The organism is Polyangium sp. 15x6 (assembly GCF_029960785.1).
GTDB lineage: Bacteria > Myxococcota_A > Polyangia > Polyangiales > Polyangiaceae > Polyangium.
This window is the reverse complement of record NZ_JASBQE010000027.1, coordinates 14,855-35,601: the sequence shown is the minus strand read 5'-3', so window position 1 is coordinate 35,601 and position 20,747 is coordinate 14,855. Positions and strand designations below refer to the sequence as shown.

The following is a 20,747-nucleotide window of genomic DNA, read 5'->3' as shown; positions in this document are numbered from 1 at the left end:
CGTATCGGCATGACCCCGAAAGCGAAGAACGACAGCCGCCCCCCGAGCCCCGCTCGCCCGCGGACGCTCCCGGGACGCGCCCCCGCCTCGAACGCCTGCCCGCTGTTTTTCCGCGTCCTCGTGTACGAGGCGCGATCGGGCGAGAAGAGCTTCACCGATTGCGGCTACGAGCTCGGCCGGCAGATCTTCTCCATCGTGGGAAACGAGCTCGGAGAAGACGTGCTCGGTGAGCTCGTCGTGCTCGTCATGAAGCGCGACACCCTGGCGATCCTGCAATGGCTGAAGGCCCGCGTGCCTCGCATGATGGACATGATCCCGACGCGCGAATATCGCGCGTTCATGAAGGGATTCATGCAGGCGGTCGTCGAGTAGTCCTCACTCGAGCGCGAGCATGAGCTCGAACTCGCCCGCCTCGTCCATCCACCCGTCGACGACGACGTAATAGGTCGTGCCTGCCTGGACCTCGTCGATCTGATTGACGTCAGCGTCCTCGATCATCGATCCGAACGAGCAATCGAGCACATCGCCTCCGCTGCCGGGGCACGCGGTCCACGTGTGCAGCCAGTGGTGCGCGTACTGGGGATGGAGCGTCGCGACGAGCGTGCCCGACGACGAGGGCCGGACGGGAAAGACGAGCTCCTTGCCGATTCTCTCGTCGGGCATGCATTCGCTGAACATCGGGCTCGATGTCGTCAAGTCCGTCCCGCGGCTCGTGTCGTCGAAGAGGGACAAGGACTCGCCCAGCGCGATCTCGGTGAGCGACGTGCAAGCGTCCCCCGCGTCCGGGCCCGACGGGGTCGGGGGCGTGTAATCGTCGATCGCGCAGGCCGAGACCGAAAGGCCGAGCACGAGGCGAGTTCCGAGCCGAACGAGGCGGGAAAGGGTCCCCATGACCCGCGAGCATTCCACCACGGCGCGGACGATACAAGAGGGAAGTTTGGCCCTCAAAAGAAGTTCTTCAGCGTGCGCTCGACACGCGTCGGCTCGAAGAGGTACGTGAGCAGGGCTCCGTAGACCGCGCCCGAGAAATGGGCGTCGTGGTTGATATCGTCGCCGGCCGTATAGGAGTGCCAAGCGCTGTAGGCGAGATAGGCCACGGCGAAGACGATGCCCGGCACCGGAATCGGCAGGAACATGAGCTGGAGCTTGAGCTTGGGGACCAGGAGGACGGCGCTGAACATGACGGCGGCCACCGCCCCGGAGGCCCCGAGCGAGCTGTAATTCGGTTTTCGCATGTACCGCAACGTCGTGGGGATGAACCCGACGATCACCGCGGTCACGTACAGCACGAGGTAACGCGTTACGCCGAGCACGCGAATGGTTTGCTCCGTGAAAAAGTACAGAGAGAACATGTTGAACGCCAGATGCGAGAAATCGGCGTGCACCCACCCCGCGGTGAGCAGGCGATGGATGTGCCCGTTCTTGCGCACCTGGTAGGGAACCAGGATCAGCGCTCGCCGTACCGGCTCGGAGACCCACCCGAGCAGGCTCACGATCGCCACGGAAGCAATCAGCAACACGGGAACGGGCGAGGCGAGGAGACGCGCCGGGAGATCGTTCATGACGGGAGGATATCACGGTCCGAGCGCACCGCGGGCAAGGTACTCGTTGTTGAAAGTCACTTGCATTTTCATGTTCCTTCCGGTAGAAGCTCAGCATGGTGTCAGAAAAACCACGTGATCTAGGCCGTTTCACTGGAGGAGCTCTCGTGATGGTCGGGGTCCTCGCCGCCTCCGTGCCTGCCTGCGCGGGGGTCGATAGCCACGATCAGGCGCGGCAAACGACGGAGGTATTGGACGAGGGCGCGGACGACGAGGCGACCACGAATACCGGATCCGGTGCGGGCGGGGCCGGCGGCAGCGGCGTGACCACGTCCAGCAGCTCGACGGGATCGGGGTCGTTTCCGCCGCCCGATGAGGACGACGAGGACGACGACGAGGACGATGAGGACGATGAGGACGACGACGACGAGGATGACGACGACGAGGATGACGACGACGAGGATGACGACGACGAGGAGGATGAGGACGACGACGACGACGACGACGACGAGGATGAGGACGACGACGACGACGACGAGCATTGATGGTTTCCAAGCATCGTGAGATTGCGCTCCTCTGCGCTCTCCTTGCGTCGGGTATTCACCTTCCCCTTTCGTTTGCGGACGATCCGAAAGCACCGGCCGCGTCGAAGCGTCGGGCCACGTCGAGCCTCGATGCAAGCGCCAGCGCCGAGACGTCGGTGTACCTCGACGATACCCACGTCGAGGTCGTGACGCCGACGATTGCAGGCACGATCAAAAGCCCAACGGCAGGCTGGTCCGTGAGCGGCCGGTATCTCGTGGACGTCGTGACCGCCGCGTCGGCCGATATCGTGGCCACCGCGTCACCTCCCTGGACGGAGGTTCGTCATGCCGGATCCCTCGAAGGCGCCTATGAGAAAGGCGATCTCGGAGTGGGCGCGCATGCGTCGATCTCGCGCGAGCCGGATTATCGGTCGCTCTCGGCAGGTCTGCACGGGACGCTCGACCTCGACGAGAAGAACTACGGGCTGCTGCTCGGGTATGCGTACCGGCACGATACGGCAGGGCGCGCGGGGACTCCGTTCGACGTGTTCGGATGGACCCTCCAGCGGCACGACGTGAACGTCGGGCTCACGATCGTGGTGAACCGCTCGACGATCGGCGCCCTTCAGCTCGACGGCATGTTCGAACGGGGAAACCAGGCCAAACCCTATCGGTACGTGCCCCTCTTCGCGGCGGACGCCGCGGAGCAGATCACCGCGGGCGCGAGCGTCGAGCTCGTCAGCGCGCTTCGCCTGCACGCGCGTCCGCTGGAGGCGCTGCCTCTCGTGCGAGATCGATTCGCGCTCACCGGGCGCCTCGCGCACCGCCGCGCGAGCGGCACGCTGCGCCTCGAGGAGAGGCTCTACACGGATACGTGGGGAATGGCCGCGAGCACGACGGACGTGCGGTATTCGATCGATATCGGGCGGTTCGTCACGGTATGGCCGCGCCTGCGCTTCCATGCGCAGACCGGCGCTGATTTCTGGCAGCGCGCGACCGTGGTGTCCGTCGCGCAGGACGGAGCGGTCACGATCCCCGCGGTCCGGACCGGGGATCGCGAGCTCGGGCCGCTCTGGACGCTGACGGGCGGCGGAGGCGTGTCCGTGAAGCTCGGCGCGAGGTTCACCGCGAGCTTCCAGATCGACGGCGTCTTCACGCATTACCTCGATGCGCTGTACCTCACGCGGCGAAATGCCTTGTTCTCGGCGCTGGCCTTGCAAGCGGCGTTCGATTGAACGCCGACAGCTCAGAAAGCGTACGAAAACGAGAGCTCGGGCGAGAGGACCGTGCCGGTCGAGGGAAAGGGCTTCGTGAACTTCAAGGCGGCCGAGAGCGCGAGCGAGGGCGAGAATGCGTAGGTCGCCGCGGCCCCGAGGCCGACGAAGCCCGTGCCGGATTTGCGATAGGCGCTGAGCGTCTGCGACGGAGGGTTGTCGAGCTGGCTCGCGGGCGGCGGCTTCGTCGTGTCTTCTTCCACGAAGACCTGGTACTCGGTGTCGAACTGAGCAATACCCCCAAAGACGAAGAGGGAGCCACGGAACCCCGGCCTGGCAAAAGGCCGGGCGCCGAACGTGTATCCCGCGCGGACCTCGCCGTGAAAAGGCAAGAATTCCGGCGCCTCGGCGCCGCTCGGCCGCGGCCCGCCTCCCCGGAGCACCCAGCCGAGGCGCACGCCGAGCGTGACGTTCTCGAAAACCACGCGGTCGTAGCCGAGAAGGAGCCGCGTCGTCGAGAGCTGGAGACCGGGGCGCACCTCGCCGCCGCGCATGGCGAGCGGCTTGCCGTGGTATTGCGTGCCCGAGTCCCGGAAGCAGGCGTAATCGCCGTAGAGCTGGTTCTCGGGCGAGCAGACGTCGGTGCCCGCGTGGAGCCCCAGATCCTGGACGAGCGACAGGGAGAGGCCATTGCCGAGCGAGGGAGCGGTTTTCGAGGGCGCGTCGGCGGCCAGGGCTTCTCTCGGAAAAAACAGGAGCGCAGCGACGAGCAGCCAAGGGCGCGCATCAATTGCAGCCGCAGCCGCCCTCGGCGCTCGCCGACCCTCCGCTCGCGCCTTCGTGCACGGCTTGCATGTGGGATTCGCCGGGGCTGGAGATCGGGCTGACGGACATCGTCGGATGCGCGAGGTGCCCGCGTTCGTAAGGCGCGACGTGCGTGCAGGCCGCGAGCCCGTGCAGGAGCCCGAGGAGGCATACGAGCTGCGTGATTCGCAGGAGCATGGAGACCTCATGTCGAAAAATAATGTATTCGAGGGATCGACCTTCATCAGGGGGTCCAGGAAAGGTGCCTTCCGATGAAGGCCGGTTCGTCCGGCAATGTCATTTCCTGGGCGTCGGGGCCCTTCACGAAATCGACCACGGTCCAGGGCCCAGGCTCCTCGTCCGAGTCCGACGAGTTCCATTCCGTGAACTCGACGTGCACGCGATAGGGGCCGTCCGGGACCACGAGGCCCGCCGTGTCCGTGCCATTCCAGGTTGGCATGTGCTCGATGTGCGATTTTCGCGTGGCTCCGGTCACCGCATCGACCACATTCGTGCCGGACGCGGCGCCCCAGCGCACGAGGTGCTCCACGCGCTTCGCTGCCCATACTTCGAGCGTCTTCACGAATGTATCCTGCGCGTCCGTGATCCACACGGCGCCGATGTTTTTCGGGGCATACTCGCCGTCGAGGGAGACGGTGGTGAATCGATATTCGAGTCTGCTGCCCGCAGGCGCCGCGCCGCCCGTCCCCCCCGCGCCGCCCGTGCCGCCCGTGCCCGTGCTGCTCGCCGCGTCGGCGGCCGCGCCGCCGCTGCCATCTCCGCCATAAGGCACCCAGAATGCGGGGTCGCTACGGGTCGCGGGGCCACAAGCGAGCAACATGGACGGGAGGAGGCGCGCCGCCCAGACGAGGGCGAGACGTTTCGCATTTCTCATTGACCTGACCATCGACGCCGGCTACCCTGTTGATGTTGACTTCTACTTTCATCTTCAGCTTAGAGAGATCGCACCCTGGAGACAAGAGGAAAGTTGTTCGTGTCTACGCTGACACCGAATTTCGCCCCACGAAGATCGAGCCCTCGCTGGTCCTCCGCAGCGCGATTGGCGGGTGCTTGTTTTTGCGTCGTGGGTCTGGGCTGCACGAACCCGCTCCAGGAGGACGCCATTGCCGCGCTCGGTCCCGAGTCCCCGGCCATTCCTCTCGGCCCATTGCACCGTCCCGGGCAACCGTGCCTCGTATGTCACGACGGCGCCGAGGCGACCGAGCTGACCGTCGCAGGGACGATCTACGAGCGCGCCGATTCGACGACGCCGATCCCCGACGTGCTCGTGCACCTCGTCGACGCGCGCGGGACGGCCTATGTGACGGCCACGAATTGCGCCGGGAATTTCTTCGTGCGTCCGGGGGATTTCAGCCCCGAATACCCGATGCGGGTGTCGATCGAGCGCGACGGATTCCGGCAGGAAATGGAGTCGCCGGTGAACGGCGAGGGCTCGTGCGCGGTCTGCCACACGACGAAGCCCGGTCCACGCTCGGCCGGCCGCGTCTTTTTGCTCTCCGTCGCCGCGAACCTGGAGGACCGTTGTCCGTGAGGCGAATGCTCCTGTCTTTGTCTCGATTCGTGCTCCCCGTGCTCGTCGGCGCTTGTGCCCCGGAGGCCGAGCCGGCAGACGTATTGCTCGTTCCGAGCCGCGCCACCTATCCGAGCGTCGGCGGCGCGCTGGAGTACCGCTGCGCGACGCTCGATTGTCATGGAAAACCCGAGCGAAATCTGCGGCTGTACGGCAGCTCCGGGATGCGGCTCCTCGCGGACGACGTGCCGGGGGATGGCGAGACGACCGAAGCAGAACACGACGCGAGTTATCGCTCCGTGATTGGCCTCGAGCCCGAGGTGCTCAGCCTGGTCTGCGAGGAGGGAGGCCGCGCGCCGGAGCGTCTCTCGCTGGTTCGAAAGGCGCGCGGCGAGGAGGCGCACAAGGGCGGCGCGCGTATCGTTCCCGGGGACGACGCGGATCGATGCTTGACGAGCTGGTTATCGGCCGCGACGGACAAGGACGCGTGCGCGCGGGCGGCGGAGGATCAGGGATCGGAGTGAGCACCGAGCAATCGGCGGAGCTCGGGCACGAGGGCGCGGGCCTCGTCGAGATCACGCACGAAGCGGGTGGGGCTCGGATGCGTGGGGCGGAGCGCCTGGACCGCGCGAAACAGGAGATCGGCGACGGTCCGTAACGTCGCATTGGCCCCGATCACGACGACGGCCCGCCGAGGCCCGATGTCGCGCGTCTCGGCGAACGCGCGGCGAGCCCCCATCGACATCCATTCGAGCTGGGAAACGTCGCAGAGCACGATCCCATGCGACCATGTTTCGGCGGCCGCGATTTGCGCCGCGAGGAGGGGCGTCGCCTCCGCCACGTCGATGGTGCCCCGCATGGTGACGTGCAGAATGTCCGGCTGCTCGACCCAAACGTCGGGATGACTCGTCGGGGTGCGCAGGTTGGGAGGCTCCAATTCGTCGGGACTCCGAGGAAACGAGAATGGGCAGAGCGAGGATACCGCGAAGAACGGTGCTCCCTCAACCGGATTTTCCCCAGCGTTCGATCGCGGCCTTCAGCCACGCCGGCGCGAAGGCCATCGGTGGCTGCGGCTCGGTGCGCGTCATTTCTTCCGCGCGACGAAGCTGCTCGGCGAGCGGCGGCACGTCCCACGCAGCGCGCTCCGCGTCCGTCATCGTCGGGTCGACGTCCCAGAGTCGATGACGCACGCCATCGGGGACGAACTGCGTCCCGTATTTCTGCGGCCGACCCTCGTACATGCACCATCGGTCGTAAGCGGCGGCCGCGAGCCAGCGCGCCCGTCGGTATCCGCGCTCGGCCGCTTCACGCGCGAGCTCGTGTGCGCGTCGTGCCTCATCGGGATGATCGCCATGGTTGAACAACCACGCCGCATGAAACAAGTCCTCGGCGGAGGCTCCTCCGCGCTCGCGCAAGAAGGCGAGCGCGGATTCCGCCTGGACACGACGCGCGCGGTCGCGTCCTCGAAGCGCGTGGTAATCTGGCGTATCGACCGGAGGGACCGCGGCGTGCTCGCGGCTATCATCCGCATAGAGCGCGGCGAGCGTGCTCGACGGGTCAGGGGCCGGAGAGCCGTGTTCGGCTTTGCTCACGGCATCGTTATAGACGAGGACGCCGCTTGCGGGGAACGCTTTTGCGCGTCGAGCGTGGCGCCGCGAGTCGATGGGCCTCCTCGACGATGGCCGTGATCGCCCCCCAGTCGGGGTCGCGATCGAGCCGCGCGCCGATCCAGCCCTGCCGGCCCACGTAGGGCGGGACGAAGAATCGGGAGGGATCGGAATCGATCACCATTTGTTGCGCGTCGGGCGTCGCTTTGCACCAGAGCGCGAGGCGCCCGTCGCCGTGGTGGTTGTCCATGAACATGACGAACGTTTTGTCGTGCACGGCGAAGCAGGGGCGTGCGTGCTTCGTCACCTCGGCCGTGCCGGGCAAGGCAAGACAGATCGCGCGGATGCGTTCGAATGCGGCTTCGCTCGTCATTGGCGTCCGCCATTATCAGGATGGCTCGGAGAAGACAATGGCCAGCCGAGGCCTAAAACGCATAACGCAGGTGGCGCACGAGGTGCCGATAGAACGGTAGCCGGCCCATGACCCCGTGCATCAAGCTGGAGAACCGGCTTTTCGAGAGCCGTTCGACGAGATCGGGCATCGTCAGGAACGCGACGCTTTCGACGAGCCGAAGCTTCGGGACCTGCTTTTCGAGGTCATATGGATCATCGATCCCCCAGACGAGCTCGACCTTGGCGCCGCGCACCGTCGCCAGGCGGGAGACCAGGCGTACCATCGCGGCGCTGTAGCCGTCGAATACGACCTGTCCGCTCGGAAACTGCTCGGTGATCCGCCGCAGCATCGCCGCTCCGTCTTTTTCATGCAGGTACATGAAAAGGCCCTCGGCGACGACGAGGACCGGCGTGTCTCCCGGGATCGCGTCGAGCCAGGCGAGATCCGTCACGGAGGTGCCGATCCGGCGATATCCTTCGCGCTCCGGATAGAGTTTCTCGCGCAGGGCGATGACGTCGGGAAAGTCGACGTCGTACCAGCGGACCTCGGGGCCCGGATCGATTCGATACACGCGCGTGTCGAGGCCGCAGCCGAGATGGAGGACCGTCGAGGCGGGGTGTTCGGCGAGGAACGCGCGTGTCCACTCGTCGAAGTGCCGCGCCCGCAGCGGCAAGGTGACCGCGCCGCCGCTCGGGAGCTTCAACTGCTCGAAATCGTAGTCGATTCGCGCGACGGCGTCCGCGGCGAATCGATCGCCGAGGATCGTATTCGGGGCCGCGGCGTCGAGCGCTTTGCCGTACAGCGTGGCGAGGTACGTCTCCTTGTCCTTCGTCAGACGCACTCTGTTCGTGTCCATCGTCGCCTCCGGCTGCTGTGCGCGGGATCGCGGTCCAGGCAGTACATCAAGCCCGGTCGCCACGGTCAAGCAAGTAAAGGTCCTCGTGTGCGACGCGGTCAAGGGCGCCGAAAGACGCCCATCGACGAGGTGATCCAGGCGCTCGTCCGTTCATGAGGAGACGGGCGGCGTAGCCGATTCCGTGGGCGCGTGTGCCCGGAGAAACTGCCCCACACGCGACCGGACCCTGTCGCGATCGGTAAAAATACTCACGTGCTCGCCTTTCTCGATGGCGAGGAGCTCGGCGCCGGGGACGCGGGCCGTGAGAATCTGCGCTTGCGCAAAGGGCGCCGCCTTGTCATTCGTGCCGTGCACGACGAGGAGCGGCGCCTTGATTCGTTCCAGGGCAAACCCTTGATCGCTTCGCGTGATGGCGACGTCGTTCTCCGTGCCCGGGAGCCGGAGCGGCATTCGATCGAACGTGCTGAGCTGTAATTCACGCAGGAGCGGTCCTGCCTCGGGATCGCGGAGCGTGCGTGCGCGTACCTCCGGATCCGGGATCGAGCGGCGCGCCGATCGCTCGGGATCCCGCTCGGCTTTTCGCCGCATGACGGCCACGAGCGGGTCGAAGCGCGCGGTGATTCGCAGGATGTACCACGCGAGCGGGAGCCGCGTCTCGACGCGGGTGCAGACGGACGAAATGATGATGAGCCCCCAGCACCGATCCGGATGGCCGAGGGCAAACTGGAGCGCGGACGGGCCGCCGCCCGAGATGGCCATCACCGCGGCCTTCTCGATGCCGAGCGCATCGAGGAGATCGCGGTAGAGGTCGGCCTGCTCCACGGGCGTTCGGCCCATGGAAAGGCGCGTGCCGAGGTAGCCGGGGCGAGAGGGTGCGACATAACGGAAGCCCGGAACGCCCGCGGTGCGCGCGAGGAGCAGCGCCTGATCGAAACCACCCATGGCGCCGTGGAGCGAGAGCACCGCCGGTCCATTCCCGAGGAAGGCGCATTCGACGTCGCCGCGCCGCGTTTTCACCACCTCCGGGCGTGCATCCGCCGCCATCGTCGCCGTTTCCTTCGACGGCTCTCGTTCCTCCGCCGCTCGCATACGGTCCTCCTTCCGAAATCCCTGCCCGTCCTAGCGCACGTCCAGCGGGTCGTATTGTGAAAATGCGACACGACGAGCGTGTCTGCGATGAGCTCCGGCAGGGCTCCGCGAACGTGATACTGCAGCGCGGCGCCGGGCGGAAGAGTGTATTTCAGCGGCCGTCTCGAGCCTCGATGCACTGGGCCCGTCGCCGCCTCACGAGGGCCACGGCGAGAAGCAAGCCGAGGGCGCCTCCGAGGTACGAACCGATGTGGATGCGCCACACCCGCACGAACGCTGGGGCGTGCGTCGGGCCGGCGAGCATCTCCGCGACAACGCGTTGGTTCCACGGATCGAAGCGTAGCGGCGACGACCCCAGGAGCAGCGCGACGAGCACCGCGGTCGCCATCGGAACGGCGACGAAGCCGAGCAATCGTCGAATGGGGAGGCGCTGCGGAAGCCGCCGCGACGGCTCGTTTGCAATGCGGAGCGCCATGCCGGCGAGCAAACCCAGCGGCCAGGACGCCTTCGCCCCGAGCACGGTCACGGCCCACCGGAACGGGCGTGGATCGCTCGCGAGATCCTTGCCGAGGAGAAAATACTCCGGCGAGAGCGTCGCGGTCAGGTGGTCGTGGGTGATGCCGTAGGCGAGCGCGAGGATCGTCGTCACGACGAAGAGGACGGCGTCCTCGCGATCGAACCGCGGCAGAACGAGCTTCACGTCGCGGTCATGTATCACGCTGCCTCGGGGTCGGCTATGTTGCGGTGCAGGAGCCGCCGATGTACACCGTGAAGCGCCTGGAGGAGCCGGTTTATGTCCTCGAACGCGGGGGCGAGATCGTGTGGAGCGTCGGCATCGATTTGGGTGACGCGTCCCAAGTGCCATTTCGGGAGGAGCTCGTCTGGGAGAGCGCCGGCGTGGTGATTGTCGGGGGTGGGGATACCGTGTTCGTCCTCGACATCGAAACCGGCGTCCGGCGCGCCGCGATCGCCGTTCCGTCGCTGTTTGGCCATCTGGCGCTCACGACCGTGCCCGCGCCGGGTCGAGGCGAAGAAGAGCTCCTCTTCATTCTGGGCTGGACAGACGTGCATGCAATCGATGGTCGACTGGAAACCCGCTGGATTGCGCGTGACGTCGCCGTGGATGGGATCGTCTTTCACGAGGTTCGAGGGGACGCGGTCGTCGTATCGGCGGAGATGGATCCGCCGGGAGGCTGGGTCGAGGTGGCGCTCGATGCCCGCACGGGGATCGAGGTATCGCGCCAGGACCTCGGCATCACGTCGTCGTGAATGGCATCGAGCGCGCGACAGGGGCCCTTTTTGCAGGTGCGAAGGGCGCCGCCGAAGCGAGGGCGATGAACTTTTCTGGTGTTCATCGAACGGCGCTTTCGTGCTTGACAATGGGTATGGAAATCGGCTCTCCTCGGGCTCCCGGGCTGGCAGGCGCCGCCCCTCGCCGTCAAGGAGTTGTCGATGCGTAGACTGCCGCTCGCTCTGTTGGCATCGCTATCCGTCCTCGCGGGCAGCGCGGGCGCGGCCTCGGCGGCCGCTCCGAAGACGACCTATCCCGTCGTGTTCGCGCACGGCATGGGCGGTTTCGACGATCTGCTCGGGTACGATTACTGGGGCGACGACTACGGCACCTTCGTCGGCGACCCCTGCAATGAATTTCTCGAAGTCTACTGCAATGGCGACATCGACGCGGGCCAGAAGGCCTACGCGGCGCAGGTGCCGGCGTTTCAGACCTCGGACGTGCGTGGGCTCGACCTCGCCGACGACATCGAGGGCTTCCTCGCGACCTCGGGCGCCTCGAAGGTGAACCTCGTCGGCCATTCGCAGGGCGGCCTCGACATTCGCAAGGCTGCGCGCGTGCTCTACGAGCGGTACGGCACCGCCAAGGTGCGCGTGCTCATCAGCATCTCCTCACCCCACCGCGGCTCGCCGGTGGCCAAGTACATCCTCGATTTGCGCCCGGGCGTGACGAGCGTCATCTCCGCGCTGGCGAGTTATTACGGCGACACCATCTACGAGCCCGGCAATGACGGGTATGCGGGCGCCAAGCAGCTCGTCTACAACGACTATTCCGCCAGCGACGGAGTCACCACGGGGATGAAGGCGTTCAACGCCCTCTACCCGGTCGACTCGAAATACGCGTTTCGATACGGATCGCTCATGACGGCGCAGAACGGGGTCAACGTGAACCCGGCGCTCTTCCTGTTGAGCGAGCTCGTCTATGACATCGACGGCGACGGCTATTGCTCCGGCGATTGCGACAACGACGGCGCGAGCGGCATGGGCGACGGCACGTGTAACGAGCGGGACGACGACGGGCTCGTGGGCGTCAACTCGCAGCAGATGGGCCACCGGCTCAAATACTCCGAGACGCTCCTCGCCCTCGACTCGATCTCGAACGACGCAGGCCCTGGATACGTGGGGGATCTGAATGCGCCGACCTCGACGCAGATGACCTCGATGTCGAGCGTCATCGATCAGGATCACCTCGACGTCGTCGGCGTCGGCCCCGACACGTTCGACGAGATGGAGTTCTACGCGGCGCTCTTCGAGTACATGGCGTATTACGACTGAGAAGCGGCGCCCATGAAGAAGCGGAAGACGCTCCTCGCGATCGGCGCGCCGCTGCTCGTCCTTGCACTTTATTTCGCGCTGCGCCCGGAGCAGATCCAGGAGCCCGTGGCCACGGCCGCGGCGACCCCCGACGAGACCGCGGGCGCCGATCTCCCCGCGCCGCCGCGGGGCTCGCGGCCGAGCGCGACCGCCGTTCCGATGGCGGATGCCGAGCTCGTGGCGCAGTTGCGCTCGCGCTACGGGGCGAACATCCGCAGTCCGTACGTCCAGATCAAGCTCATCGAGGCGCTCGTGCGCCATTTCCAGAAGCAGGACCCGCTGCATTGGCGGGAGGCGCTGCTCGCGGCGGTGCGCGCGGCCTTCCCCGACCGGTACGACGAGATCGCGAAGAACCTCGACAATCGCCTGGCCTACGAGCGCTGGATCAACGAAAACCGCGCCCGCCTCGACGGGCTCGATCCCGAGGAGCGCCGGGCGGCGATCCGGGAGGAGCGCAATCGCCTGTTCGGCGAGGAAGCTGCCGACGAGATCTGGGCCTCGGAGCAGAAGAACCAGGCCGTCGCGGACACGCTGAAGGAAATCGACGGCCTTCCGGGAAAGGGCCTCGGCGACAAGCTCACGACGTACACGGAGCGCCTCGAGGAGATCTACGAGGAGCAATACGATACGTACCTCGAGAACCACCGGCACGAGGTGATGAACCGCTTCCTCTCGCTCGAATCGGTGCAGGCCGAGCTCGACGCGATGTCCGCCGCGGCGCGGGCGGAGAGCCTGCGCGAGATTCGCAAGGGAATGGGCCTCGACGACGCGGCGCTCGCGCGCTGGGATACGCTCGACCACGATCGCGACGCGCGCTGGGAGAACGGCAAGAAATACATGGCCGAGCGAAAGGCGCTGACCGAGGCCTATAGCGGCAAGGTGCTGGAGCAGAAGCTCGCAGAGCTCCGGCGGCGGTACTTCGGCGACGAGGCCGAGGTCATCGCCGCCGAGGAGGAGAGCGGCTTCTTCCGCTTCGACCGGCCGCGTCGCTGGGGCCAGAACTGAACGGCCGCGCGGGCGCAAGATATCGCCGCGCATAAGGCGCTTCACGCGCTTGACAGAGGTCCGTCACTCTGTTGACGTCCGTTCATGAGAGATCGTTTTCCTTTGATTTCTGCGTCGCTGCGTTTTGGGACGCTGACCCTCTCGGGGTGTATTGCGGCGTGTGCGCCTTCGACGTCCCCTTCGGACGGGGCCACGAACGAGGCGGGGCTCGTGCTCGCCTCGACAAACCTGAACGTGTCCGTCGAGGCGACGTTCACGGCGTCCGGCGCCGCGGTCGAGGCGCGTGGGCTCGCGCAAAAGGCCGTGTTCGAGGCGAGCCGGCTCGGATGTGGAGACGATCGCTGGCCGCTCTCGAAGCCCGCGCCGGTCGCGGAGGCGGGCCGCGTCGAGTACAGACGAGCGCAGCAGGGCGGGGGGCCGGGGCTCGTCGAATGGTACGTGAGTGATTCTCGCGGCATCGAGCAGGGGTTCACGCTCGATTCGGCGCCCGATTGCGCAGGGGAGGGGGCCCGGGACGTCGTGATCGACGTCGAGCTGCGCGGCGGGCTCGATGCGCGCGTCTGGCCCTCGGGCCGCGGCGCGACGTTGCACGACGCCGAGGGGACGGCGCGGCTCGCGTATCGTGATCTGTACGCCTTCGATGCGCGCGGCCGGGATCTGCCGATCCGGCTCTCGAAGGTCGAGGGGGAGGAGCGGCTCTCGATTCACGTGGATACGTCGGACGCGGTGTATCCCGTCGTCGTCGATCCGACGATCACGAACGATATCGCGAAGCTCATCCCCGCCACGGGCGCGTCGTACGACTATTTCGGTGCGGCGGTCGACGTCTCGGGCAATACGATCGTCGTGGGCGCCTCCGGCGACGGGCCGGGAAACTCGCCGCTCGGTGCGGCGTACGTGTTCACCGGCGGGGGCGGGGTCTGGACGCAGCAGGCGAAGCTCGTGATGCCCGACGCGGTGGCCGGTGATTGGTTCGGCTCGTCCGTCGCCATTTCGGGTGATATTCTCATCGGGGGCGCCAACCTCGACGACGAGAAGGGGACGTATTCGGGATCGGCGCTCGTGTTCGTCCGGAATGGCGGTACGTGGACGCAGGAGGCCAAGCTCTCGCCGGCCGACGGCGCCATCGGCGACAACTTCGGCCGCTCGGCCGATCTCTCGGGGAACACTGCGATCATCGGGGCGTACTTGGACGACGACAAGGGCACGAGCTCCGGCTCGGCCTACGTGTTCGTCCGGAATGCTGGGACGTGGACGCAGGAGGCGAAGCTCCTCGCCGGCGACGGCGCCACGAGTGATCAATTTGGCCTTGCGAGCGCGATCGACGGAGACGTCGCCGTGGTGGGCGCGCCTTACGACAATGCGATTGCCACGAACCCGCCGTGCGGCTCGGCCTACATCTTCACGCGGAGCGGCGGCGTCTGGACGCAGGAGGCAAAGGTGCTCGCGGGTGTTCCGGGTGCTGGCGACGAATTCGGGTATGCCGTGGCCGTCTCCGGCGACACGGTCGTCGTCGGCGAGCTCCGGAATGACGACAAGGGGTTCGATTCCGGAGCCGCCTACGTCTTCCGCAAGGTGGGCGGCATGTGGCAGCAGGAAGCGAAGCTCCTCGCGAGTGATGGCAACGATGATGATCATTTCGGCGCGGCCGTCGCCATTCAGGGCGACACCATCGTCATCGGCGCGCGTTACAGCGACGTCGGGGGGAGCTCATCAGCCGGCTCGGCCTACGTTTTCAAGCGGACCGGGTCCGTGTGGACCGAGCAGGCGAAGCTCGTCGCCAAGAACGCCTACACGAATAATGATCTCGGGGACGCCGTGGCCATCGACGGAAACACGATCGTGGCCGGCGCGTCTGGCGCCCAGATCTTCGGCACGTCGTCCGGCGCCGCGTACGTCTTCCCGGTCGCGCTCCTGCCGAACGGCACGCCCTGTTCCGCTGCCGCACAATGCCAGAGCGGCTACTGCGCCGATTCCGTCTGCTGCGACGCGGCGTGCGGTGACGATCCCAGCGATTGCAGCGCCTGCAGCGTGGCGGCCGGCTCCACGGCCGACGGCGTATGTGCGCCCCGCGCTGCGGGCACCGAATGCCGCGCGGCGGCCGGGGAGTGCGACGTCGCGGAGGCTTGCGATGGCGTGAGCACGGCGTGCCCCGCCGATGCGCTCGCCGCGGCCGGCTCGATGTGCCGCCCCGCGGCGGCCGGTTGCGACCTGGACGAGACATGCAGCGGGCAGTCGGCGAGCTGCCCTGCGGATGCCGTCGCGCCCGCCGGCGCAACGTGCCGCTTCGCCGCAGGCCCGTGTGATGTGGAAGAGACGTGCAATGGGATAACCATCGTTTGTCCGGACGATTCATTCGCAGGTGCCGATGTCGTTTGCCGTCCGACGGACGGACCCTGCGATGTCGAGGAGGTTTGCCCGGGGGATGCGATCGATTGCCCAGCGGACGTGTTCACGCCCGACGGCTCGAGCTGCCCCGGCGGCTCGTGTGAGGCCGGCGTCTGCGTCGACGGAAGCGGTAGCGGAGGCGGAGGCGGCAATGGAGGCGCGGGCGGAGGCGGAGGCGCCGGCGGAAGCGGAGGCGTCGGCGGAAGCGGAGGCGTCGGCGGAGGCGTCGGCGGAAGCGGAGGCGTCGGCGGAAGCGGAGGCGTCGGCGGAAGCGGAGGCGTCGGCGGAAGCGGAGGCGTCGGCGGAAGCGGCGGCAGCGAGCCCAGCGCCGAAAGTGACTGCGGCTGCAGAATGATCGGCTCCGAAAAACCGTCCACGTTCGGTCTCACCGCGCTCGGCCTCGCCGCGCTCATCGTCGCGCGGCGGCGCCGGCGCGCTTGAAGCGGAATTCATTGGATTGAACCCATCTCACCCCGCAGGAGCGGAGGCAACATGCTCGACGTCGTATGGGACATGGAGACCGGCGATCCGGATGATTTCATCACGCTGCTCTTCCTGCTCGGCCATCCCGGGGTCAACCTCAAGGCAGTGACCATCACCCCGGGCACGCCCGACCAGGTCGGCGTGGTGCGAAAGGCCCTCGGGTGGTTTGGCAGGGACATCCCGGTGGGCGCGTTCAACCTCGATCATCAGCCCAAATCGGTCCGGGAGGGTACGGGCCCGGGGGAGGGGCGGCACGGGCCGCGAGGCGTGTGTGTCTCCTCCTGGCATTACAAGGCCTATGGCGAGATCCCGCCCTCGCGCGACGCCGCGCCGGGCCCCGAGGTCTTGCGCGCCGTCTGCGATGCAAACACCACCCTGATCACGGGCGCCCCGCTCAAGAACCTGGGCGGCGCCATGAAGCTCCCCGGCTTCCAGGTGGGCCGCCTCGTCGTGCAAGGAGGCTTTGCCGGCGAGGGCGTCGTGCCGCCGGAGCGCCAGCTCCCCAAGTTCCGCGGGATGGTCACCTGCCCGACCTACAACCTCAATGGGGATCCGAAGTCGGCGCTGGAGGCGCTCCGGTACCCCGGCATCGGGAGCCGCAGGTTCGTTTCGAAAAACGTTTGTCATGGCGTGATCTACGACCACGAGCTGCACGCTCGGATCGAGACCTCGAAAGACAAGAGCCTGTCCCTTCGCCTGATCTGGGAGGGGATGGACGTCTATCTGGAGAAGAAGCAGGCGAAGAGGCCCGTTCCTCCGTCGACGTCCGAGATCGAGGAGTCGGCGCCGGAGGCCATGGGCGGCAAGGCGTTTCATGATCCATTGGCGGCGTGCTGCGCGATCGATCCCTCGATCGGAGAGTGGGCCGAGGTCGAGCTTTATCGCGAGAAAGGCGCCTGGGGCTCGCGATTGTCGCCGGGTTCGGGCGTGTGGATTATCACGGGGTACGATCGGGAGAAGTTTCTCCAAACCCTGACCGCCCTGCCGTCCAGCTGAGCCCGTACTGCGGCCCACGTCCGCCGGCTAGGTTCCTCCCCATCTTCATCGTTGGCTGCGGCGAACGTCCGGAACACGTGCTAGGTCGGGCGCCGCGATGATCACGCTCGACAAGCTCTCCAAGCGCTTCGGCCCGAAAATTCTCTTCGAAAACGTCTCGATGCGGTTCGATCCGGGCAAGCGGTACGCGCTCGTCGGGGCGAACGGCGCTGGAAAATCGACGCTGCTCAAGGTCATCTCGGGGGAGCACGAGTCCGATCAAGGCTCGGTCGAGATCCCGGGAAAGCTCAAGGTCGGCGTGCTCTCGCAGGATCACTTCGCGTACGAGTCCGTTCGCATCCTCGACGCCGTGCTCATGGGCAACCGCATCCTCTGGGACGCCACGCAAGAGAAGGAACGGCTGCTCGCGGGCGAGATGGACGACGAGGTCGGCATGCGCCTCGCCGAACTCGAGGGGACGATCGGCGAGGAAGACGGTTACACGGCCGAGGCCCGCGCGGCGGAGATCCTGGAAGGCCTTGGAATCGCGTCGTCCCGGCACCTCGACACCGTCAGCACGCTGGCGGGCGGGTACAAGCTGCGCGTGCTCATCGCGCAGACGCTGTTCGCGGGCGCCGACGTCCTGCTCCTCGACGAGCCGACGAACCACCTCGACCTCGACTCCATTCGCTGGCTCGAATCCTACCTGACGCACGATTTCCGCGGGACGCTGCTCGTCGTGAGCCACGATCGGCATTTCATGAACGCGATCGCCACGCACGTCGCCGACGTCGATTACCAGACGGTCACCGTGTACACGGGCGATTACGACGATTTCATCGAGCAGAAGACGACCGGGAAGCGTCAATCGGAGGCCGACGCGGCCCAGAAGAAGAAGAAGATCGCGGAGCTCAAGGACTTCGTGGCCCGCTTCGGCGCGAGCGCCAGCCGGTCGAGCCAGGCGCAGTCGCGCGTGAAGGAGATGGAGAAGCTCGAAAGCAGCATCCAGGTGCGTCGATCGAGCGTGGTGCGGCCCTACATCAAGTTCGAGATCGAAAAACCGTCCGGCCGCGACGTGCTGCGCGTGGAGGGCCTGGCGAAGAGCTTCGGCGATCTGCGGGTGATCGATGGGCTCGGTCTGAACCTGAATCGCGGGGACAAACTCGCGGTGATCGGGCCGAGCGGCATCGGCAAGTCGACGCTGCTCAAGCTGCTCGTCGCGGAGCACGCGCCGGACGCGGGGACCATCGTGTGGGGCCACGATACGAACGTGGGGTATTTCGCGCAGGATCATCACGAGGCGCTCGAACCCGGCTACTCCGCGTACGAATGGCTGCACCGCTTCGATCCGGAGGCGCAGCTCGAGGACGTGCGTTCGGTGCTGGGGAAGCTGCTCTTCAGCGGAGAGGCGGGGCTCAAGAAGACGGAGAGCCTGTCGGGCGGGGAAGCGGCGCGGCTGCTCCTGGCGAAGCTCATCCTGCTGAAGAACAACGTGGTGGTGCTGGACGAGCCGACGAACCACCTCGACGTGGAGAGCATCGACGCGCTCCTGCAGGCGCTGATCGCATTCAAGGGGACCGTCGTGGTGACGAGCCACGATCGGCATTTCATCGGCAAGCTCGGGACGCGCGTGCTCGAGCTGTCCCGCAAAGGGCCGCGGCTCTTCAATGGGACGTACGACGAGTTCCTGGAGCGGTTCGGGGACGAGCAGCGGGAGCGCTGATGCAGGGCGCCGGGGGCCATGATATGCGTGCGTGATGACGCATGACGGTGGCCAGGACGAACCCATCGATGCGCGGTTTCGGCAGCTCTTCGAGACCGCGCCCGACGCCATGGTCATCGTGGACGAGCATGGGCTCATCGAGTTCGTGAACGCCCAGACCGAGGAGCTCTTCGGTTACGACCGCGCGGAGCTCCTCGGTCAGCGCGTCGAGATCCTCATTCCAGAGCGGTTCCGACCCAACCACGCGGGGTACCGCGCAGGGTTCGTCGCCGCGCCGAAGGTCAGGCCGATGGGGGCCGGGACGGCGCTCTCCGGCCGCCACAAGAACGGCTCCGAGATGGCGATCGAGGTGAGCCTGAACCCGCTCTCCACGCCGCGCGGCATCGTGGTCTCCGCCGTGATCCGCGAGATCCGCGAGCGCAGGGAGATCGAGGCCGCGGCGAAGCTCGCTTCGGATCGGCTGCTCAGCGCCGTCGAGAGTGTGCAGAACCCGTTCGCCCTCTTCGACGCGCACGATCGGCTCGTGCTCTGCAACAGCGCGTTTCGCCGGACGGTCCCCCACGTCGCCGGCCCGGTGGTCGGCAAGACCTTCGAGGCGCTGTTCGACGAGGCGCTCACGCGGGGCTTTTTCGCTCTCGAAGAGTCGCCGGCCGCGTTCCGCGCGCGGCGCCTCGCGTATCGGCGTGATCCGAAGGGTGTGCTCGAGGTGCGGACGACGGAGCATCGCTCCTTGCGCATCAGCGATCGGAGAACGGCCGAGGGCGGCACCGTCTCGACGATCTGGGACGTGACGGACGACGCGAAGCGCGAGGACGAGCTGCGCCAGGCGCGCGCCACGGCCGAGGCCGCGAGCGCCGCGAAGAGCGAGTTCTTGGCGTCGATGAGCCACGAGCTGCGCACGCCGCTGAACGCCATCCTCGGGTTCGGTCAGCTCCTGCAGCGCGATCGGAAGACGCCGCTCAACGCGCGTCAGAAGGGCATGGTGGACCAGGTGCTCAAGGCCGGCGAGCACCTGCTGCACCTGATCGACGATGTGCTCGATCTGGCGCGGATCGAGGCGGGGAACGTGCCGCTCTCGCCGGAGCCGGTGAGCGTGGCCGGCGTGCTCCTGGAGGCGAAGGCGGCGCTCGATCCGATGGCCGATCGGGCAGGCGTCGAGCTCGTGATCGCGCCCGTGCCCGACGATCTGCCGATGGTCTGCGCGGATCGGACGCGCTTCGCCCAGATCTTGATGAACTTCGGGTCGAACGCGATCAAGTACGGTCGGCAGGGCGGGCGCGCCGTGTTCGAGTCGAAGGTCGGGGCCGCGGGCCGCGTGCGGATCAGCGTCGTCGACGACGGGATGGGCATCCCGGAGGACAAACAAGGGAAGCTCTTCCAGCCGTTCCAGCGCGCCGGTCAGGAGACGGGGCCCATCGAAGGGACGGGGATCGGGCTCACGATCACCAAGCGGCTCGCCGAGATGATGGGCGGGAGCGTGGGCTTTCGCAGCGTCGCCGGCGAGGGGTCCACGTTCTGGGTCGAGCTGCCGGCGCGGCAGGCGGCGGCGCACGCGCTCGTGGAGGCGACGAACCCGGCGACGCAGGAGAGTTCGCCGCTGCGGGACGGCGAGGGGCCGCGGTACACGGTGCTGTACGTGGAGGACAATCCCTCGAACATCGCGTTCATGGAGGCCCTCGTCGGGGAGCTCGAGCGCGTCGAGCTGTTCACCGCGCCGAACGCCGAGATCGGGATCGAGCTCGCGCGGGCGCGGAAGCCCGAGGTCGTCCTGATGGATATCAACCTGCCCGGGATGAGCGGGTTCGACGCGCTGCGGAAGCTGCGCGAGTGGCCGGAGACGCGAGCGATCCCGGTCATCGCGCTGAGCGCAGCGGCGATGGATCGGGACAAGAAGCGGGCCGAGCAAGCCGGGTTCTTCCGGTACCTGACCAAGCCGGTCCGCGTGGACGAGCTGACCGACGTGCTCGAGTCGTTGCTGATGTCGGATCCGCCCGCGCCCGGCTAGACTC

23 protein-coding genes are annotated in these 20,747 nt (G+C 67.0%); 12 read left to right on the top strand and 11 right to left on the bottom strand.

Features of this window, described 5'->3' with window-relative positions; all coding sequences use genetic code 11:
- The first annotated feature begins 9 nt into the window (after positions 1-9).
- Entirely contained in the window at positions 10-372 is a 363-nt protein-coding gene (locus QHF83_RS21065; RefSeq protein ID WP_282419676.1) for a hypothetical protein, read from the top strand.
- Between the two features lie 3 nt (positions 373-375).
- On the opposite strand, the gene QHF83_RS21060 is transcribed toward QHF83_RS21065, so the two are convergent.
- Together QHF83_RS21060 and QHF83_RS21055 are read right to left on the bottom strand one after the other, a co-directional pair.
- Complete coding sequence (locus QHF83_RS21060) at positions 376-891, bottom strand: hypothetical protein (protein WP_282419675.1); 516 nt, start codon at positions 889-891, stop codon at positions 376-378.
- A 53-nt stretch (positions 892-944) separates the two neighbouring features.
- A complete protein-coding gene (locus QHF83_RS21055) occupies positions 945-1,562 on the bottom strand; it encodes a rhomboid family intramembrane serine protease (protein WP_282419674.1) in 618 nt (205 codons plus the stop codon).
- Between the two features lie 149 nt (positions 1,563-1,711).
- Here QHF83_RS21055 and QHF83_RS21050 point away from each other — a divergent pair, with 149 nt between their 5' ends.
- A complete protein-coding gene (locus QHF83_RS21050; RefSeq protein WP_282419673.1) occupies positions 1,712-2,086 on the top strand; it encodes a hypothetical protein in 375 nt (124 codons plus the stop codon).
- The gene (locus tag QHF83_RS21045; protein WP_282419672.1) at positions 2,086-3,300 is read left to right on the top strand and encodes a DUF3570 domain-containing protein; all 1,215 of its coding nucleotides are present in this window, start codon (positions 2,086-2,088) and stop codon (positions 3,298-3,300) included. Before QHF83_RS21050 ends, QHF83_RS21045 begins: the two co-directional genes overlap by 1 nt.
- A gap of 11 nt (positions 3,301-3,311) precedes the next feature.
- Here QHF83_RS21045 and QHF83_RS21040 read toward each other — a convergent pair whose 3' ends face one another.
- The 3 genes from QHF83_RS21040 to QHF83_RS21030 all read right to left on the bottom strand — a co-directional run bounded on the left by QHF83_RS21040 (position 3,312) and on the right by QHF83_RS21030 (position 4,978).
- Positions 3,312-3,833 carry a hypothetical protein gene (locus QHF83_RS21040; RefSeq protein WP_282419671.1) on the bottom strand — a complete coding sequence of 174 codons (522 nt, stop codon included), beginning with the start codon at positions 3,831-3,833 and terminating at the stop codon, positions 3,312-3,314.
- A gap of 232 nt (positions 3,834-4,065) precedes the next feature.
- Positions 4,066-4,281, bottom strand: coding sequence for a DUF4266 domain-containing protein (locus QHF83_RS21035; protein WP_282419670.1), 216 nt, complete (start codon positions 4,279-4,281; stop codon positions 4,066-4,068).
- Positions 4,282-4,327: 46 nt separating this feature from the next.
- Positions 4,328-4,978, bottom strand: coding sequence for a DUF2271 domain-containing protein (locus QHF83_RS21030; RefSeq protein ID WP_282419669.1), 651 nt, complete (start codon positions 4,976-4,978; stop codon positions 4,328-4,330).
- A 189-nt stretch (positions 4,979-5,167) separates the two neighbouring features.
- On the opposite strand from QHF83_RS21030, the gene QHF83_RS21025 reads away from it, so the two are divergent.
- Both QHF83_RS21025 and QHF83_RS21020 read left to right on the top strand, forming a co-directional pair.
- Entirely contained in the window at positions 5,168-5,635 is a 468-nt protein-coding gene (locus QHF83_RS21025) for a hypothetical protein (RefSeq protein ID WP_282419668.1), read from the top strand.
- Positions 5,632-6,138 (top strand): hypothetical protein, encoded by a 507-nt coding sequence (locus QHF83_RS21020; RefSeq protein WP_282419667.1) that lies wholly within the window; start codon positions 5,632-5,634, stop codon positions 6,136-6,138. Before QHF83_RS21025 ends, QHF83_RS21020 begins: the two co-directional genes overlap by 4 nt.
- Here the strand turns inward: QHF83_RS21020 and QHF83_RS21015 are convergent.
- From QHF83_RS21015 to QHF83_RS20990, 6 genes are all read right to left on the bottom strand, one after another.
- Positions 6,123-6,551 (bottom strand): hypothetical protein, encoded by a 429-nt coding sequence (locus tag QHF83_RS21015; protein ID WP_282419666.1) that lies wholly within the window; start codon positions 6,549-6,551, stop codon positions 6,123-6,125. The genes QHF83_RS21020 and QHF83_RS21015 overlap by 16 nt on opposite strands.
- A gap of 64 nt (positions 6,552-6,615) precedes the next feature.
- Positions 6,616-7,206, bottom strand: a complete 591-nt coding sequence (locus QHF83_RS21010) for a hypothetical protein (protein ID WP_282419665.1) — start codon at positions 7,204-7,206, stop codon at positions 6,616-6,618.
- Between the two features lie 7 nt (positions 7,207-7,213).
- Positions 7,214-7,594 carry an MmcQ/YjbR family DNA-binding protein gene (locus tag QHF83_RS21005; RefSeq protein ID WP_282419664.1) on the bottom strand — a complete coding sequence of 127 codons (381 nt, stop codon included), beginning with the start codon at positions 7,592-7,594 and terminating at the stop codon, positions 7,214-7,216.
- Between the two features lie 52 nt (positions 7,595-7,646).
- Positions 7,647-8,471: a class I SAM-dependent methyltransferase gene (locus tag QHF83_RS21000; protein ID WP_282419663.1), complete on the bottom strand. Its 825-nt coding sequence runs from the start codon at positions 8,469-8,471 to the stop codon at positions 7,647-7,649.
- Positions 8,472-8,621: 150 nt separating this feature from the next.
- Positions 8,622-9,560, bottom strand: coding sequence for an alpha/beta hydrolase (locus QHF83_RS20995; protein ID WP_282419662.1), 939 nt, complete (start codon positions 9,558-9,560; stop codon positions 8,622-8,624).
- A 151-nt stretch (positions 9,561-9,711) separates the two neighbouring features.
- The gene (locus tag QHF83_RS20990; RefSeq protein ID WP_282419661.1) at positions 9,712-10,260 is read right to left on the bottom strand and encodes a hypothetical protein; all 549 of its coding nucleotides are present in this window, start codon (positions 10,258-10,260) and stop codon (positions 9,712-9,714) included.
- 59 nt (positions 10,261-10,319) lie between these two features.
- Between QHF83_RS20990 and QHF83_RS20985 the strand changes: the two genes are divergently transcribed.
- The 7 genes from QHF83_RS20985 (at position 10,320) to QHF83_RS20955 (ending at position 20,743) form a co-directional block, all read left to right on the top strand.
- Complete coding sequence (locus QHF83_RS20985) at positions 10,320-10,829, top strand: hypothetical protein (protein WP_282419660.1); 510 nt, start codon at positions 10,320-10,322, stop codon at positions 10,827-10,829.
- A gap of 183 nt (positions 10,830-11,012) precedes the next feature.
- Positions 11,013-12,125, top strand: coding sequence for an acetyltransferase (locus tag QHF83_RS20980; RefSeq protein WP_348980454.1), 1,113 nt, complete (start codon positions 11,013-11,015; stop codon positions 12,123-12,125).
- A 12-nt stretch (positions 12,126-12,137) separates the two neighbouring features.
- Complete coding sequence (locus QHF83_RS20975) at positions 12,138-13,169, top strand: hypothetical protein (protein WP_282419658.1); 1,032 nt, start codon at positions 12,138-12,140, stop codon at positions 13,167-13,169.
- Between the two features lie 210 nt (positions 13,170-13,379).
- Positions 13,380-15,998: a hypothetical protein gene (locus QHF83_RS20970; RefSeq protein WP_282419657.1), complete on the top strand. Its 2,619-nt coding sequence runs from the start codon at positions 13,380-13,382 to the stop codon at positions 15,996-15,998.
- A 51-nt stretch (positions 15,999-16,049) separates the two neighbouring features.
- The gene (locus tag QHF83_RS20965; RefSeq protein WP_282419656.1) at positions 16,050-17,036 is read left to right on the top strand and encodes a nucleoside hydrolase; all 987 of its coding nucleotides are present in this window, start codon (positions 16,050-16,052) and stop codon (positions 17,034-17,036) included.
- 97 nt (positions 17,037-17,133) lie between these two features.
- A complete protein-coding gene (locus tag QHF83_RS20960; RefSeq protein WP_282419655.1) occupies positions 17,134-18,738 on the top strand; it encodes an ATP-binding cassette domain-containing protein in 1,605 nt (534 codons plus the stop codon).
- A 34-nt stretch (positions 18,739-18,772) separates the two neighbouring features.
- The gene (locus QHF83_RS20955; protein WP_282419654.1) at positions 18,773-20,743 is read left to right on the top strand and encodes a PAS domain S-box protein; all 1,971 of its coding nucleotides are present in this window, start codon (positions 18,773-18,775) and stop codon (positions 20,741-20,743) included.
- The last annotated feature ends 4 nt before the right edge of the window (positions 20,744-20,747 follow it).